Origin of the sequence: Streptomyces sp. NBC_01717 (assembly GCF_036248255.1) — a bacterium.
In the GTDB taxonomy this organism is placed as follows: domain Bacteria; phylum Actinomycetota; class Actinomycetes; order Streptomycetales; family Streptomycetaceae; genus Streptomyces.
This window is the reverse complement of the sequence record NZ_CP109178.1, coordinates 1,091,263-1,106,349: the sequence shown is the minus strand read 5'-3', so window position 1 is coordinate 1,106,349 and position 15,087 is coordinate 1,091,263. Positions and strand designations below refer to the sequence as shown.

Annotated in this window: 12 protein-coding genes; 6 read left to right on the top strand and 6 right to left on the bottom strand. The window is 68.4% G+C overall.

The annotated features are described in order from the left end of the window. The first annotated feature begins 110 nt into the window (after positions 1-110). On the top strand, positions 111-2,039 hold the full coding sequence (locus OHB49_RS05235) for an NAD-binding protein (protein WP_329158331.1): 1,929 nt from the start codon (positions 111-113) through the stop codon (positions 2,037-2,039). A 196-nt stretch (positions 2,040-2,235) separates the two neighbouring features. On the opposite strand, the gene kdpA (OHB49_RS05230) is transcribed toward OHB49_RS05235, so the two are convergent. The 6 genes from kdpA (OHB49_RS05230) to OHB49_RS05205 all read right to left on the bottom strand — a co-directional run bounded on the left by kdpA (OHB49_RS05230) (position 2,236) and on the right by OHB49_RS05205 (position 8,955). Beyond that, a complete protein-coding gene (kdpA, locus tag OHB49_RS05230; protein WP_329158329.1) occupies positions 2,236-3,885 on the bottom strand; it encodes a potassium-transporting ATPase subunit KdpA in 1,650 nt (549 codons plus the stop codon). A 2-nt stretch (positions 3,886-3,887) separates the two neighbouring features. Beyond that, complete coding sequence (locus OHB49_RS05225) at positions 3,888-4,748, bottom strand: potassium-transporting ATPase subunit C (protein WP_329158327.1); 861 nt, start codon at positions 4,746-4,748, stop codon at positions 3,888-3,890. A gap of 2 nt (positions 4,749-4,750) precedes the next feature. Then, complete coding sequence (gene kdpB / locus OHB49_RS05220) at positions 4,751-6,925, bottom strand: potassium-transporting ATPase subunit KdpB (RefSeq protein ID WP_443079493.1); 2,175 nt, start codon at positions 6,923-6,925, stop codon at positions 4,751-4,753. After that, positions 6,925-7,014: a K(+)-transporting ATPase subunit F gene (gene kdpF, locus OHB49_RS05215; RefSeq protein ID WP_107055474.1), complete on the bottom strand. Its 90-nt coding sequence runs from the start codon at positions 7,012-7,014 to the stop codon at positions 6,925-6,927. Before kdpF (OHB49_RS05215) ends, kdpB (OHB49_RS05220) begins: the two co-directional genes overlap by 1 nt. Before the next feature lie 134 nt (positions 7,015-7,148). Continuing rightward, positions 7,149-8,525 (bottom strand): diaminopimelate decarboxylase, encoded by a 1,377-nt coding sequence (lysA, locus tag OHB49_RS05210; protein ID WP_329158324.1) that lies wholly within the window; start codon positions 8,523-8,525, stop codon positions 7,149-7,151. Positions 8,526-8,538: 13 nt separating this feature from the next. Further along, positions 8,539-8,955, bottom strand: a complete 417-nt coding sequence (locus tag OHB49_RS05205; protein WP_329158322.1) for an SAV_915 family protein — start codon at positions 8,953-8,955, stop codon at positions 8,539-8,541. Positions 8,956-9,754: 799 nt separating this feature from the next. Between OHB49_RS05205 and kdpF (OHB49_RS05200) the strand changes: the two genes are divergently transcribed. The 5 genes from kdpF (OHB49_RS05200) (at position 9,755) to OHB49_RS05180 (ending at position 14,802) form a co-directional block, all read left to right on the top strand. After that, a complete protein-coding gene (kdpF, locus tag OHB49_RS05200) occupies positions 9,755-9,844 on the top strand; it encodes a K(+)-transporting ATPase subunit F (RefSeq protein ID WP_329158320.1) in 90 nt (29 codons plus the stop codon). An 11-nt stretch (positions 9,845-9,855) separates the two neighbouring features. After that, positions 9,856-11,520: a potassium-transporting ATPase subunit KdpA gene (gene kdpA / locus OHB49_RS05195; RefSeq protein WP_329158318.1), complete on the top strand. Its 1,665-nt coding sequence runs from the start codon at positions 9,856-9,858 to the stop codon at positions 11,518-11,520. Then, a complete protein-coding gene (kdpB, locus tag OHB49_RS05190) occupies positions 11,520-13,649 on the top strand; it encodes a potassium-transporting ATPase subunit KdpB (RefSeq protein ID WP_329158316.1) in 2,130 nt (709 codons plus the stop codon). Before kdpA (OHB49_RS05195) ends, kdpB (OHB49_RS05190) begins: the two co-directional genes overlap by 1 nt. A 34-nt stretch (positions 13,650-13,683) precedes the next feature. Then, entirely contained in the window at positions 13,684-14,313 is a 630-nt protein-coding gene (gene kdpC, locus OHB49_RS05185; RefSeq protein ID WP_329158314.1) for a potassium-transporting ATPase subunit KdpC, read from the top strand. 63 nt (positions 14,314-14,376) lie between these two features. Further along, positions 14,377-14,802, top strand: coding sequence for a DUF3592 domain-containing protein (locus tag OHB49_RS05180; protein ID WP_030975969.1), 426 nt, complete (start codon positions 14,377-14,379; stop codon positions 14,800-14,802). Positions 14,803-15,087 lie beyond the last annotated feature (285 nt).

The following is a 15,087-nucleotide window of genomic DNA, read 5'->3' as shown; positions in this document are numbered from 1 at the left end:
CGCTGTACGCCAGACACGTCCACACCGCCGACGGGCGCATACGGAATGTTGACGCCGAACCGCTCGGTCGCTCGGAACCGGGCACGTCTGCTCTGTCGTTCCTGACTGATGTGACGTCAACTCTTCATCTTCAAACGGGACTCGGTGCCCGCTCCGAGCACATGGTGATCTGCGGCGACGACGGGCTCGCGCGTCGGCTCGCCACCGAACTGGACGCCGTGTGCGGCGAGGCCGTCACCGTCGTACTGCCGTCACGAAGGGACGCGCACGGCGCCGAGATCGCCGCGCTGCACCGCGACCCGCACTCGCCCATCGAGCTGCTGGTGGCGGCACACCTGGACGAACAGACCCTGCGGGCCGCGGGCGTACAGCGTGCCGCGGCCCTCGCGCTGACCTACGCCGACGACCAGGTCAACGTGACCGCGGCGTTGCTGGCCCGAGGCCTCAACCCCTCCATACGCCTGGTCATCCGCATGTTCAACCGCGAGCGCGGACGCCATCTGGAACGCCTCCTGGACCGCGCGGCCGCCGAGGCCAGGGCCGGAAGCGACGACGATCCCCGGCCGGACATGTCGACCACGGTGCTGTCCGACGCCGACACCGCCGTGCCGGAGCTGGTGGCCGCAGCCGCGGTGGGCTACGGCCACACCCTGCAGGTCGAGGGCAAGGTGTTCCGCGGTGTCGTACGAGCCGCGGGCGCGCCGCCCCGGTCGACCGATCTGGCCACACTGGCCGTGCTCTCCGGCGCGCACCGGGACGACCCGGCGAGCGACGACAGCCCCGAGACACCGGGCGACGACGGCACCCAGCTGCTGCCGGACACCCGCACGGCCTACCACCGGCAGTTCACACACGGCCGGCTGATGCTCGAAGAGGTCACCCACCACCACGCGCCCGAGCCGGCCGCCCGGGAGCGGCGTGCCCGCGTCGGCGGCTGGCTGAGGGCGCGGCTCGCGCATCTGCCGTGGAGGGTCTTCCTCTCCCGCGAGGTCATCGCCGTCTTCGGCGCGCTGGCCGCGATCGTCGTTGCGCTCACGGTCGCCACGGCGTTGTTCGCGCATGAGCACCCTTGGTGGAAGAACGTCTACCTGCCCTTGCTGGACATCTTCACCATGGGTGATCCGGCCACCGACGAGACGGCGGCCCGCCGGGTGCTGCAACTGTTCGCGGGCTTCGTCGGACTCGCCGTGCTCCCGCTCGTCGTGGCCGCGACCATGAACGCCACCGAGGCGTTCCGGACCGCCTCCGTCGGTCTCCCGCCCGCCGACGACCTCACCGACCACATCGTCGTGGTCGGTCTCGGAAAGATCGGCACCCGTGTGCTCGCTCAGCTGTGCACCACCGACCACAAGGTCGTGGCCGTCGAACGGGACCCGCACGCGCGCGGCGTCGCCCTCGCCCGCGAACTCGACGTACCGCTGGTTCTGGAGGACGCCGGAGCGCCAGGTGTCCTCGACCGGGCGCGCATCCGGCACAGCAAGTCGCTGCTGGTGCTCACCCGCGACGACAGCGAGAACCTCGACATCGTGATGGCCGCACGCGAGACCACCCCGAGTGTGCGAGTGGTGATGCGGCTGTACGACGACGACTTCGCGGCCACTGTCCAGCGCACCCTGCGCGCCTCCTACCCTCAGGCCCCCACTCGCAGCCGCAGTGTCTCGGCGCTCGCCGCACCGTCCTTCGCCGCCGCGATGATGGGCCGTCATGTTCTGGGGGTGATGCCGGTCGAGCGCGGCTCGCTGCTGTTCACCGTGGTGGACGTGGCCGGGCATCCGGAGCTCGAAGGACGCTCGATCCACCAGGCGTTCCGGGAACACGAGTGGCGGGTCCTGGCCGTCGGTTCGGCCTTGGCCCAGCCCACGCCGTCCTCGACGGATACCCTCACCGGCATCCGGTTACGCCGACCCGGCTTCGACTGGCGCCCGTCGCACGGGCGGGTGCTGCGTGCGGGCGATCGCGTCGTGCTGGCGACGACACGGCGTGGCCTGGACATCCTCATGACTGGGGTGCAGCCGCATCCGACGGACAGGCGGGGATGAGGTCTGCCGCTTTCGCCGCCACCGGTGCTGCGACCACGCGACCGGTCCGCAGTTCGTGTGAAGGGCGCGGTGGGCTCGACCAGCAGCAGAAGTCCGAGCACTGTGAGTCGGCGACGCCGGTACCGACGTCGCCGTGTGTGTCGTGCCGTACCGGCTGAGTCTGTGACGATCGCAGGCTCAGCCGGTACTCGGGCCGCTACAGCAGTCCGTCGGCGATGGGGCCGAGGGACAGCGCCGGGAGGAAGTTGAGCAGCGCCAGGATGACGGCCGCCGCAGTGGCCAGGACGACGAAGTTGACGCCCTGCGCGCGCAGCGTGCCGACTGTGACGACGCCCGGTTGCTGCTTGGCGAGGCGTCCGGCCAGGGCCAGGACGCAGGCCATCGGGAGGTAGCGGCCGGCCAGCATCGCGAACACCATCAGCAGGTTGTGGAAGTCGGTCGCGCCGTTGAAGCCCGCCATCGCGCTGCCGTTGCTGTTGGTGTTGCTGGTGTAGGCGTAGATGAGCTCGGTCAGGCCGTGCGCTCCCGGGTTGCCCATCGAGGTCCCGCCATCGCCGAAGGCGAGCGCGATACCCGTGCAGGCGAGGATCACCGTGGGCGGGATCAGCGCGTACACGACGACCCAGCGCATCTCCCCGTACCCGATCCGCTTGCGCAGGTATTCGGGCGTACGGCCGACCATCAGCCCGCCGATGAAGACGGCCACGAGCACGACCACGATCAGGCCGTACAGCCCGCTGCCCGTGCCGCCTGGCGCGATCTCGCCGAGCATCATCGCGGACAACAGCACTCCGCCGCCCAGGCTGGAGAAACTGTCGTACGAGGAGTTCGCCGCGCCGTCCGCCGAGCCCGTGGCGCTCACGCCGAACAGGGTGGAGCCGGGGATGCCGAACCGGGTCTCCGTGCCCTCGTACTGTCCGCCGACCGCCTGCGTGACCGTGCCGGTGTGCGCGGTCTGGGCCAGCGTGCCGGCCGCGAGGAGCAGGCCGAAGAGGATGCCGACGACGGTGAGCAGGGTCCAGCTCTGCTTCAGGCTGCCGATCATCCGGCCGAACATGCGGATGCAGGCCGTCGGGATGAGCAGCATCAGCACGATCTCGAAGGCGTTGGTCCAGGCGCTCGGGTTCTCGAAGGGGTGGGCGCTGTTGGCGTTGAAGACACCGCCGCCGTCACCGGTGAACAGCTTGATCGGTTCCCAGGAGCCGACAGGTCCCTCGAGGATCGTCTGCTTGCCACCCGTGACCGTGGTGAAGGTGTGTCCGGCGCCGAGGCTCTGGACGACACCGCCGGCCATCAGGATCAGGCCGCCGACGACCGCGATCGGCACCAGGACGCGGAAGATCGTGCGCAGCAGGTCGACCCAGAAGTTGCCGAGGTCGTCCGTGGACCGCCGGACCAGGCCCCGGACCAGGGCGAGGGCCACACAGATGCCGACCGCCGCCGACGCGAACGCCTGGACACCCAGGCCCGCCATGACGGCGAGATGCCCGGTGGTCGACTCGCCCGCGTAGTTCTGCCAGCTGGTGTTCGTCGTGAAGGAGACGGCGGTGTGCAGCGCGAGCCGCCACGGCATGCCCTCGTGCCCCGTCGACCAGGGAAGCTTTCCCTGAAGGGTGAAGAGGGCGAAGAGCGCCGCGATGCTCATGACGGAGAAGGCGATCAGGGCGGTGAGGTAGTGCCGCCAGGTCTGCTCCTTGTCCGGGTCGATTCCGCAGACGCGGTAGAGGGTTCTCTCTCCCCGCCAGTGCTTCCCGCCGTCGAGGACGCGGGCCATGTAGTCGCCGAGCGGGACGTGCAGCCCCACGACCACGGCGAGGACGAGCGATGCCTGGATCCAGGCCGCCATGATCAGGCTCCCTGCTTCGGATACGTACGGTCGAGGGCGATGTTGAGCTCGACGACATTGACGCCGCGCTCCCCGAGCACGCCGAGCGCGCGGCCGGTGGTGTACTTCTCGATCAGCTTGCGTACGCCGGCCACGCTCGCTCCGCGCTCACGAGCGATCCGCGGTGCCTGGAGCGTCGCGTACGCAGGGCTGATGTGCGGGTCGAGGCCGCTTCCGCTCGCGGTGACCGCGTCGGCGGGGACGACAGGGTCCGCCGGGGCGTTGCCGCGCACGGGGACGGTCACAGCGTGGCTGTAGTCCGCGCCGGGCTTCGCGCATGTGACGCGAACTCCCTTGTACGAGGTGAGGAACGGCTTGGCCGGGCAGGCCTGGTTGAGGCTTACGGCCTGGGTGGCACGTCCGCTCGTACCGCCGTCGTAGAAGACGCCGAGGACCGCGCCCACGCCGTCGTCCGTGCAGTAGGGGCGTGAGCCGTCGACGCCTTCGAGGTCGCCGACCGCCTTGCTCCGCCCGCACACCAGGGTGAGCAGGCTCGGCTTGTCCTTGGTGTCGACGACGGACTCGGGGCCCTGGTTGCCGGCGCCGGACGCCGTGGCGTCGTATCCCGTACCGGCGTTGGAGGGCCGGGACTGGAAGTACTGCTTGACGGGGTTGCCCCTGGCGTCGGTGAACGTCTGGCCGATCAGCGAGGATCCGGCCGGTCTGCCGTCCGCGCCGGTCACTTCCGACGTGCCGCCGAGACCTGGGACCTGGGCTGCCGCCACCATGGCCAGCGGATAGGCCAGGCCGGTCAGGAGAGTCAGCACGAGGACCACCCGCAACGCTGCGATGTGCTGGGCGAGCCAGTGTGGGATGCGTGTCATGGTCAGATCCCCGGGATGAACTGGACGAGGGCGAAGTCGATGAACTTGATGGCCAGGAACGGGACGATCACGCCGCCGAGTCCGTAGATCCACAGGTTGCGGGTGAGCAGGGTGGAGGCGGAGGAGGGCCGGTAGCGCACGCCGCGCAGGGCGAGCGGGATCAGCGCCACGATGACCACCGCGTTGAAGATGACGGCAGAGAGGATCGCGGACAGCGGCGAGTGCAGATCCATGATGTTGAGCCGGTCGAGCCCCGGGTACACCGCCGCGAACATCGCGGGCAGGATCGCGAAGTACTTGGCGATGTCGTTGGCGATCGAAAACGTCGTCAACGCACCCCGGGTGATGAGGAGTTGCTTGCCGATCTCGACGATCTCGATGATCTTCGTGGGGTCGGAGTCGAGGTCGACCATGTTGCCGGCCTCCTTGGCAGCCGACGTACCGGTGTTCATCGCCACGCCGACGTCCGCCTGCGCGAGTGCCGGCGCGTCGTTCGTACCGTCGCCCGTCATGGCGATGAGATGGCCGCCGGCCTGCTCGCGCTTGATCAGCGCCAGCTTGTCCTCGGGGGTCGCCTCGGCCAGGAAGTCGTCGACACCCGCTTCCTCGGCGATCGCCCGAGCTGTCACCGGGTTGTCACCGGTGATCATCACCGTACGGATGCCCATGCGGCGCAGCTCGTCGAAGCGTTCGCGCAGGCCCGGTTTGACGACGTCCTTGAGGTGGACGACGCCGAGTACCTCGGCCGTGCCGTCACTCCTCGACTCCGCCACGGCCAGCGGCGTACCGCCGGACGCGGAGACGCGATCCACGGTGGCGTCCAGCGCGATGGGCACCTTCCCACCCTGCTCGCGCACCCATGCCGCGATCGACGCCGCGGCGCCCTTGCGTAGCCGCTGACCGTTGGGGAGGTCGACCCCGGACATGCGGGTGGCGGCGGTGAACGGCACCCACTCGGCGCCGTTCGCGGAACGGGTGTCCTCGACGACCGAGACGTGCTCGGTGTGGACGTACTCGACGATCGACCGACCCTCGGGCGTCTCGTCGGCCAGGCTGGAAAGGAGCGAGGCCTTCGCCAGCCGCTCCATGGAGACTGCCCCGACCGGCAGGAACGCGCTCGCCCGCCGGTTGCCGAAGGTGATCGTGCCGGTCTTGTCGAGCAGCAGGGTGTTGACGTCGCCCGCGGCCTCAACCGCCCGCCCGGACATGGCCAGTACGTTTCTCTGCACCAGCCGGTCCATGCCCGCGATGCCGATCGCCGAGAGCAGCGCACCGATGGTCGTCGGAATCAGACAGACCAGGAGCGAGACCAGCACGATGGCGGTGACGCCGTCCGTGGTCAGCGCCGCGGTGTCGTGCGCGGCGGCCATCGCGTCCTTGGAGAAGATCGCCATCGGCTGCAGCGTCACGACCGCGACCAAGAAGACGAAGGTCAGCATGACCAGCAGCAGGTTGAGCGCCAGCTCGTTGGGGGTCTTCTGCCGGTTGGCGCCCTCGACCAGGGCGATCATCCGGTCCAGGAAGCTCTCTCCGGGCTCTTGGGTGATCCGTACGACCAGGTGGTCGGAGAGCACCCGGGTGCCTCCGGTGACGGCGCTGCGATCGCCGCCGGACTCGCGGATGACCGGCGCGGACTCACCGGTTATGGCGGACTCGTCGACGCTGGCGGCGCCCTCGATGACGTCGCCGTCACCGGGAATCAGATCCCCGGCCGGCACGGACACGATGTCGCCGCGCCTGAGCTCGGAGGCGGCCACGGCCTCTTCGAGGTAGGAGTCCTCCGCCGCCCCGGGCTCCCAGCCCGCGAGCCGCCATGCGGTGGTCTGCTGCCGGGTCTCGCGCAGAGCGTCGGCCTGCGCCTTGCCACGGCTCTCGGCCACGGCCTCGGCGAGGTTGGCGAAGACCACCGTCAGCCACAGCCAGCCGGTGATCAGCCAGCCGAAGAGACTGGGGTGGACGACCGCTATGCCGGTGGTGAGCGCGGCACCGACCTCGGTGACGAACATGACCGGATTACGGAACAGGGTCACCGGATTCAGCTTGCGGAGCGCCTGGGGGAGCGCGAGCCACAGCTGTTTGGGATCGAGCATTCCGGCACCGACCCGGCGCGGCCGTTCTTCGCGCGGAGGTGGCACGTCGTGGACGGGGGCGGGTTCGACCGTGGCGGGGGCGGACATCAGAACTTCTCCGGCTTGATCAGGGCGAGAATCAGATAGGCGAGCAGTGCTACGGCCACGACCAGGCCGACGGTGTTTTCGACGGTCATCGAGACCTCGTCCTCACACATTGGGGTATGCGAATAGGGGTACTTGATGGCCTTTCGGGCCATCGTGGTGTGTGGGGGGCGGCGTCCGCCGAGAGGGGGTTTCGGCGGACGCCGGGTGTGGGGGCCGGTGTTTGTTACAGGCCGATGTCTCTGCGGTTCATGTCGTCGAGTGATTCGCGGCGTATGAGTACGCGTGCGGTGCCGTCGGATACTGCGATGACGGGGGGTCGGCCGATCATGTTGTAGCCGGAGGCCATGGAGAGGTGGTAGGCGCCGGCCGCGGGGACGGCGAGGAGGTCGCCGGGGCGTATGTCGCCGGGGAGTGCTACGTCGTCGGCGAGGATGTCGCCGGCTTCGCAGTGCCGGCCGACGACGGTGACGAGGCGGGGTGGTACGGATGAGGGGCGGCCGATGAGGCGGGGTGCGTATTGGACGCCGTAGAGTGCGGGGCGGGGGTTGTCGCTCATGCCGCCGTCGATGGCGACGAAGGTGCGGTCGCCGGTTCGTTTGACGGCGAGTACGTGGTAGATGGCGACTGCGGCTGGTCCGACGATGGCGCGGCCGGGTTCCAGGGTGAGTCGGGGGACGGGGAGTCCGGCGCGGGTGCAGCCTTCTTCGAGCTCGGCGCGGACGCGTCCGGCCAGCTCGGGCACGTTCATGGTTTCCTCGCCGGGCCGGTAGGCGATGGCGTGGCCGCCGCCGATGTTCAGCTGGGGGAGGGTGATGCCGTGCTGGTTTTTGATCCGGGCCATCAGGCCGATCATGCGTCGTACGGCGACGACGTAGGGTTTGACTGTGGCGATCTGTGAGCCGATGTGGCAGTGCAGGCCGACGAGTTCGAGGTGTGGCTGGTCGAGTATCCGGGTGACGGCGTGCTGTGCGGAGCCGTCGGTGATCGAGAGGCCGAATTTCTGGTTGTCGGTGCCGGTGCGGATCTTGGCGTGTCCGCCGGCGGCGATGCCGGGGACGACGCGGACCATGACCTTTTGGCGGGTGTCGGCGGGGGTGATCGCGGCGAGGCGTGCGATTTCGGAGGGGCTGTCCACGACGATGCGTCCGACGCCGAGCCGGATGGCGGTGCGCAGGTCTTCGGGGCTTTTGGCGTTGCCGTGCATCACGATGTTCTCGGGTGGGAAGCCGGTGGTGACGGCGAGCTCGAGTTCGCCTGCGGAGCAGACGTCCAGGCCCAGGCCTTCTTCTTGTATCCAGTGCGCGAGTGCACGGCACAGGAATGCTTTGGCGGCGTAGACGATGTCGGCTTCGGGGAACGCGGTGCGGTAGGTGCGGCAGCGTTCGCGGACCTCTTGTTCGTCCAGTACGTAGAGGGGGGTGCCGAAGCGGTCGGCTGCCTCGGTGAGGGAGACCCCGTTGACGGAGATGTCGCTGTCCGCTTCGGGGCGGGTGGAACGGGGCCAGACGGACAGGCCGTCGGTGTTGCCGAGGATCCGGGACAGGGCTTGGGGATCCGAGGGCAGCGAGGCCGGAAGGGGCGAGGGAAGGGAAACGGTCATGGCGGGAGCCTCCTCAGCCGACCAGTAGGTTCAGACATGCGACGACAGCAGCGGCGCCGGTCACTCGCAGGGCACCGACCTGCTGGGGATGCCAGCGGCTCCAGGAGTTCTCGCGCTCACGGACCTCGGCCGCAGTGCGGTCGGTCGCGGGGGCGGAGAACTGCGGGTCGACGGTGAGGGCGGTCACGCCCAGGGGGGCCGCGAGAGCGCGCAGTGCGGGTTCGGAGAGCCTGATGGAGGGCTGGTCCGTGCCCAGAGTGGCGGTGAGTTTCGCCGCGGAGGTGAATCCGACGGCGGTGCGGCCGCCCAGGGGGGTGCGGAAGAACCGGGTCGTACATCCAGCGGGCCCCGACCGGACAGGGACGTAGAGAAGTCCGGCCGGGAACCGTTCAGAAGGCTCGGGGTCCTCGGGAAACTCGACTGGAGACATGGTCCTGCTCCTCGCAGAAGGCGACTGGCGGCGCCCGGTCGGTCCGGCCGGGCGCTTCATCGAAGCTATGCCCGCCCACCGGCGATGAGCCGCCGCACTGACGGATGCTTGATGCCAGGCCCGCTCCCCGTAACGCGACGCTGACGGACCACGGCGTTCCTGGTCAGCGTGGCCTCACGGCCTTCGGGCAGAACCCACAGGGACGGCTTTCACAGTCGGCGTCGCGGACCTGGGCGAGACAGCCGCCGGCCACTCGCCCTTCGGCAACGAGCTTCCAACGCCCTTGGGGCAATACAGCTACGCCGCAGCGTGCCCGCTGCCCACGGGCGTCACGGAGGATCAGTCGCGCGGGACGCCACGTGTCCTGGTGCGCCGCACCCCAGAGGCGGAAGTTCGCCGAGTCCGCGATACACCGCCCATGCCCGAGGGCGGATCGCCTGGCGTTCCGGCGACACGGACACCTTCTCCGATGCCGAGCCAACCCGGGCGATGCTCGCTCTTCCGAGTTCTGCTCCCGGAGGCAGAGCGACATCAGGCCGCGCCGAGTGAAACCCGGCACCTCAGCGTCATCCCATCGGCCCACAGATCATCCGGGCCTGCTCGAGGTCGACTGATATAGCGTCAGGAACGCGTCGACCTCGCATTCCACATCAACGCCATATCCCAACCGGGTGGGCCGAACAGGCCTGCCTCCGATGACTCTGCGGGGTGCCTCGCGCATGTCGGATGTCGCGTACATCGGCCTCACGATCGTGGTGTTTGCCCTCATCGGCCTGGCTGCCAAGGGGGTCGGACGCCTGTGAGCGCGGAGAACATCGTCGGCCTCATCGTTGCCGCGTGCCTCGTGGTCTATCTGGTCGTCTGCCTGATCTTCCCCGAGAAGTTCTAGGAGACAGCCCGATGAATGACACCCTCGCGGGATGGCTCCAGGTACTCGCCCTGGTGATCGCGCTGGGCCTCTCGTTCCGCCCGTTGGGCGGCTACATCGCCCGCGTCCTGACCACTGATCGTCATTGGAAGGCTGAACGCCTGATCTACCGGGCAGGTGGAGTGAACGGCGACGCCGACCAGAAGTGGTCGGTGTATCTGCGCAGCATCCTGGCCTTCTCCGCGGTCTCGGTACTGTTCCTGTACGCGTTTCTGCGCCTGCAGAACCATCTCCTGCTGTCCCTGGGAATGAAGTCCGTCACCACGGACCAGTCGTTCAACACCGCGGCATCCTTCGTCACCAATACCAACTGGCAGTCGTACTCCGGCGAGTCGACGATGGGGCACCTGGTCCAGATGGCGGGCCTCGCGGTCCAGAACTTCGTCTCCGCGGCCGTGGGCATCGCCGTCGTCGCGGCGCTGATCCGGGGCTTCAGCAGGAAGACGACCGATCGCGTCGGGAATTTCTGGGTGGACCTGACACGAATCGTGCTGCGCGTTCTGCTGCCCCTTGCGTTCGTCTTCGCGATCGTTCTGGTGGCCGCCGGGGCCGTTCAGAATTTCCATGGAAGCCACGACATCACCACCATCGTGGGCGGGCACCAGAGCATGACCGGGGGCCCCGTCGCCTCCCAGGAGACCATCAAGCAACTGGGCACCAACGGCGGCGGCTTCTACAACGCGAACTCCGCGCACCCCTTCGAGAACCCCAACGCCTTCACCAACCTGATCCAGATCTATCTCATGCTGGTCATCGCGTTCTCACTCCCGCGCACCTTCGGGACGATGGTCGGTGACAACCGCCAGGGCTACGCGATCGTCGCCGTGATGGCATCGATCTGGGTCGCATCGGTCGCCATCGTGACCGCCAACGAGCTGCACAGCGTAAGCAGCGCGGCCGGTCATGCGGCCGGCGGAATGATGGAGGGCAAGGAGACCCGGTTCGGGATCTGGGCCTCGGCTCTGTTCGCTGTGTCGACCACCCTCACCTCTTGCGGAGCGGTCAACTCCTTCCATGACTCGTACACGCCGGGCGGCGGCGGAATGACGATCTTCAACATGATGCTGGGGGAGATCGCGCCCGGCGGCGCCGGTTCCGGGCTCTACGGGATCCTGATCCTGGCGATCGTCGCGGTGTTCGTCGCCGGACTGATGGTCGGCCGTACACCCGAGTACCTGGGCAAGAAGCTTCGGGGCCGGGAGATGAAGTTCGCCTCCCTCTACATCCTGACCACGCCCGCGCTCGTGCTGGTCGGTGCCGGACTGGCGATGGCGTTCCCGGGGGAGAGGGCGGCCATGCTCAATTCCGGGCCGCACGGCTTCTCCGAGGTCCTGTACGCCTTCGCGTCGGCTGCGAACAACAACGGCTCGGCGTTCGCAGGGCTGAGCGTCAATACCGTCTGGTACAACACCGCACTTGGTGTGGTCATGCTCCTCGGCCGGTTCCTGCCGATGGTGTTCGTCCTGGCACTCGCCGGCTCGCTCGCCGGGCAGCAGCCTGTTCCGGTCACCGCGGGCACCCTGCCCACTCACCGGCCGCAGTTCGTCGGGCTGTTGACCGGAGTGATCCTCATCGTTGTCGGTCTGACGTACTTCCCGGCGCTCGCGCTCGGACCCCTCGCGGAGGGTCTGCACTGATGTCCACGACCGCCACTCCCCTTCCCACCCCGCCGAGCGCCGGGCGTCAGCAGCACCGGGTCTCGGGCGGACTGCTCGATCCCAAGCAGCTCCTGACGTCCTTCCCCGACGCCCTGCACAAGCTGGATCCGCGCTCGATGGTCCACAACCCCGTCATGTTCGTGGTGGAGGTCGGGGCGGTGCTGACCACACTGTCGGCCATCAGGACGCCCAGTGTGTTCGCCTGGGTGATCACGGTGTGGCTATGGCTGACGGCGGTCTTCGCCAATCTCGCCGAAGCCGTGGCCGAGGGACGCGGCAAGGCCCAGGCGGAGACTCTGCGCCGCACGAAGACGACGACGATGGCCCGCCGTCTCACCGGCTGGCGGTCTGGCGCGACCGACGCCACAGAGGAGGAGGTTCCGGGTGTCGACCTCCGCCTGGGCGATCACGTCGTGGTCGAGGCCGGGCAGGTCATCCCCGGCGACGGCGATGTGGTCGAGGGCATCGCGAGCGTCGACGAATCGGCCATCACGGGCGAGTCGGCGCCGGTGATCCGCGAGTCGGGCGGCGACCGGTCGGCGGTCACGGGCGGCACCAAGGTGCTCTCGGACCGGATCGTCGTGAGGATCACCTCGAAGCCGGGGGAGACCTTCATCGACCGGATGATCGCACTCGTGGAGGGGGCCGCGCGGCAGAAGACGCCGAACGAGATCGCGCTCAACATCCTGCTGGCATCGCTCACGATCGTCTTCCTGATCGCGGTGACGACCCTGCAGCCCTTCGCCGTCTTCGCAGGGGCAGAGCAGACCATCGTCATCCTTGTCGCCCTCGTAGTGGCCTTGATCCCTACGACGATCGGCGCGTTGCTGTCGGCGATCGGCATCGCGGGCATGGACCGGCTCGTGCAGCGCAACGTGCTGGCGATGTCCGGGCGTGCGGTGGAGGCCGCGGGTGACGTCAACACGCTCCTGCTCGACAAGACCGGCACCATCACCCTCGGCAACCGCCAGGCCGCCGAATTCCTGCCGGTGGACGGGGTGAGCGTCGAGGAACTCGCGGACGCCTCCCAGCTGTCGTCGATCGCCGACGAGACGCCCGAGGGCCGTTCCATCGTCGTCCTCGCCAAGCAGCAGTACGCGTTGCGTGGCCGTAGCGAGGGAGAGCTGGCCCAGGCACAGTTCGTACCCTTCACCGCGCAGAGCCGGATGAGCGGTGTCGACCTCAACGATCCACAGGAGAACCGGTTCCTGCGCAAGGGCGCGGCGACGGCAGTGATGCGCTGGGTCCGTGAAAACGGCGGCCACCCCACGGCAGAGGTCGGCGGCATCGTCGACGGAATCTCTGCGAGCGGCGGAACCCCCTTGGTCGTCGGCGAGGTGATCCCTCATGGCGATGCGCCCGGCGCCCGCGTTCTCGGCGTCATCCACCTCAAGGACGTCGTCAAGGAAGGAATGCGCGAACGCTTCGACGAGCTGCGCCGCATGGGCATCAAGACCGTCATGATCACCGGCGACAACCCGCTGACCGCGCGCGCCATCGCCCAGGAGGCAGGGGTGGACGACTTCCTCGCCGAGGCCACGCCCGAGGACAAGATGGCACTGATCCGGCGTGAGCAGGCGGGCGGCAAGCTCGTCGCGATGACCGGTGACGGTACGAACGACGCGCCCGCGCTGGCTCAGGCGGACGTCGGTGTGGCGATGAACACCGGTACCTCGGCCGCCAAGGAGGCCGGGAACATGGTGGACCTGGACTCCAACCCGACCAAGCTCATCGAGATCGTGGAGATCGGCAAGCAGCTGCTGATGACCCGCGGCGCGCTGACGACCTTCTCGATCGCCAACGATGTGGCCAAGTACTTCGCGATCATCCCGGCGATGTTCGCGGTGGTCTACCCGGGCCTGGACAAGCTGAACATCATGCGCCTGCACAGCCCCACCTCGGCGATCACCTCCGCGATCGTCTTCAACGCGCTGATCATCATCGCACTGATCCCGCTCGCGCTTCGTGGTGTGCGTTACCGGCCGTCCTCCGCCGCGAAACTGCTCAGCCGCAACATCTGGATGTACGGGCTCGGCGGGCTGGTACTGCCCTTCGTGGGCATCAAACTGCTCGACCTCGTCATCCAGTTCATCCCCGGCCTGCGCTGACAGACGGCCGACGAGAGAAGAAGGCGATCCCACGGTGCGCACCAACCTTCCCCGCGTACTCCAGCACCATCTGACCGCCTTGCGAATGCTGCTGGCGTTCACCGTGATCACCGGCATCGGCTATCCGCTGCTCGTCACCGGCATCGCCCAGGCCGGCCTCTCGCACCAGGCCAACGGCTCCCTGCTGACGACGAACGGCACGCCGGTGGCCTCGAGCCTGATCGGCCAGAACTTCGCCCTGCCGAAGAAGAATCCCGACGACGCGCAGGAGCCGCTGCGCCCCGACCCCAAGTGGTTCCAGCCCCGGCCGTCCGTGGGCGGCTACGACCCCATGAACTCCGGCGCCTCCAACCTGGGCCCGAACAACACCGACCTGATCAAGACCGTCAGGATCCGCCGCGCCGCCGTCGCCGCCTTCGACGGGGTCCCGCCCGCATCGGTCCCCGCAGACGCCGTCACCGCCAGCGGCTCCGGGCTCGACCCGGCGATCTCCCCGGCCTACGCCTACGAACAGGTCGACCGGGTCGCGAAGGCCCGCCACCTCGCCCATGCCGAGGTCAAGGCGCTGGTCGCCCAACACGTCCAGGGACGTGTTCTCGGCTTTCTGGGTCAGAGAAGCGTCAACGTCGTCGAACTCAACCACGCTCTGTCCGGCCTGATGTGACCAAAATGTGGGGGTGCCTGTGCGGGCGGCCAAGGCGAGGACACACATCGGAGTGGGGCTGACATGGACGTGGGTGCCGTGGCCGTACTGGCAGGGATCGCCGCGTTCGGCGGCATGTTCGCCGTCCTTGTGGGGGCCTACGGCTTGCGCCAGGCACGCCGAGTGAGCGAGACGGGCGTGCGTGTCCAGGCGCTCGTCAAGCGATATCCGGGAGAGGTTCGTGCGGAGTCGGCCCTGCTCCGCCCGCTGCTCCAGTTCGTGACGGAGGACGACAGGGTGATGGAAGTCGTCTGTCCCGTGCCCTCGACCCGGCGACAGCCGTTCAGTGACGGCGACAACGTACATGTCTCCTACGATCCGGCCGACCCGCGAAACGTCGTGGTCCACGGGCGGGAGCGTTTGGGCCCTGAACGCGTGTTCATCGCCGGGGGCGCCCTCGTCGTGCTGTTCTCGGTGACTCTGCTCGTTGTCGTGATCGCGGGTCGGTGACAGAGCCGGAACGTCTCTCGTCGTGCCGCTCCGGACGGCGTTCGAGCAGAGGCCCGCCGAGCCGACCGATGCGGACCACGTCGGCGCCGAGGCCGATGCGGATCACACAGGGGAGGGCGAACCGGTCCGGACTCCAGCAAAAAGAACGTTCCACCCCGTGCGGCGACCCATTCCCTGTCCTGGTGTGGTCATGGGGATCGATCGCGGGATGCGCTCAGGTGGCACCGTTTGAATGATCAAAGTAGCGGGGGGTTAGCATATGAGCACCGCCTAGCTCGAAAGATA

Excerpts from the sequence above, each read along its gene's own strand:
- kdpA (WP_329158329.1), bottom strand. The coding sequence starts at position 3,885 with ATGGCGGCCTGGATCCAGGCATCGCTCGTCCTCGCCGTGGTCGTGGGG.
- OHB49_RS05225 (WP_329158327.1), bottom strand. The coding sequence starts at position 4,748 with ATGACACGCATCCCACACTGGCTCGCCCAGCACATCGCAGCGTTGCGG.
- kdpB (WP_443079493.1), bottom strand. The coding sequence starts at position 6,925 with ATGTCCGCCCCCGCCACGGTCGAACCCGCCCCCGTCCACGACGTGCCA.
- kdpF (WP_107055474.1), bottom strand. The coding sequence starts at position 7,014 with ATGACCGTCGAAAACACCGTCGGCCTGGTCGTGGCCGTAGCACTGCTC.
- lysA (WP_329158324.1), bottom strand. The coding sequence starts at position 8,525 with ATGACCGTTTCCCTTCCCTCGCCCCTTCCGGCCTCGCTGCCCTCGGAT.
- OHB49_RS05205 (WP_329158322.1), bottom strand. The coding sequence starts at position 8,955 with ATGTCTCCAGTCGAGTTTCCCGAGGACCCCGAGCCTTCTGAACGGTTC.
- kdpA (WP_329158318.1), top strand. The coding sequence starts at position 9,856 with ATGAATGACACCCTCGCGGGATGGCTCCAGGTACTCGCCCTGGTGATC.
- kdpB (WP_329158316.1), top strand. The coding sequence starts at position 11,520 with ATGTCCACGACCGCCACTCCCCTTCCCACCCCGCCGAGCGCCGGGCGT.
- OHB49_RS05180 (WP_030975969.1), top strand. The coding sequence starts at position 14,377 with ATGGACGTGGGTGCCGTGGCCGTACTGGCAGGGATCGCCGCGTTCGGC.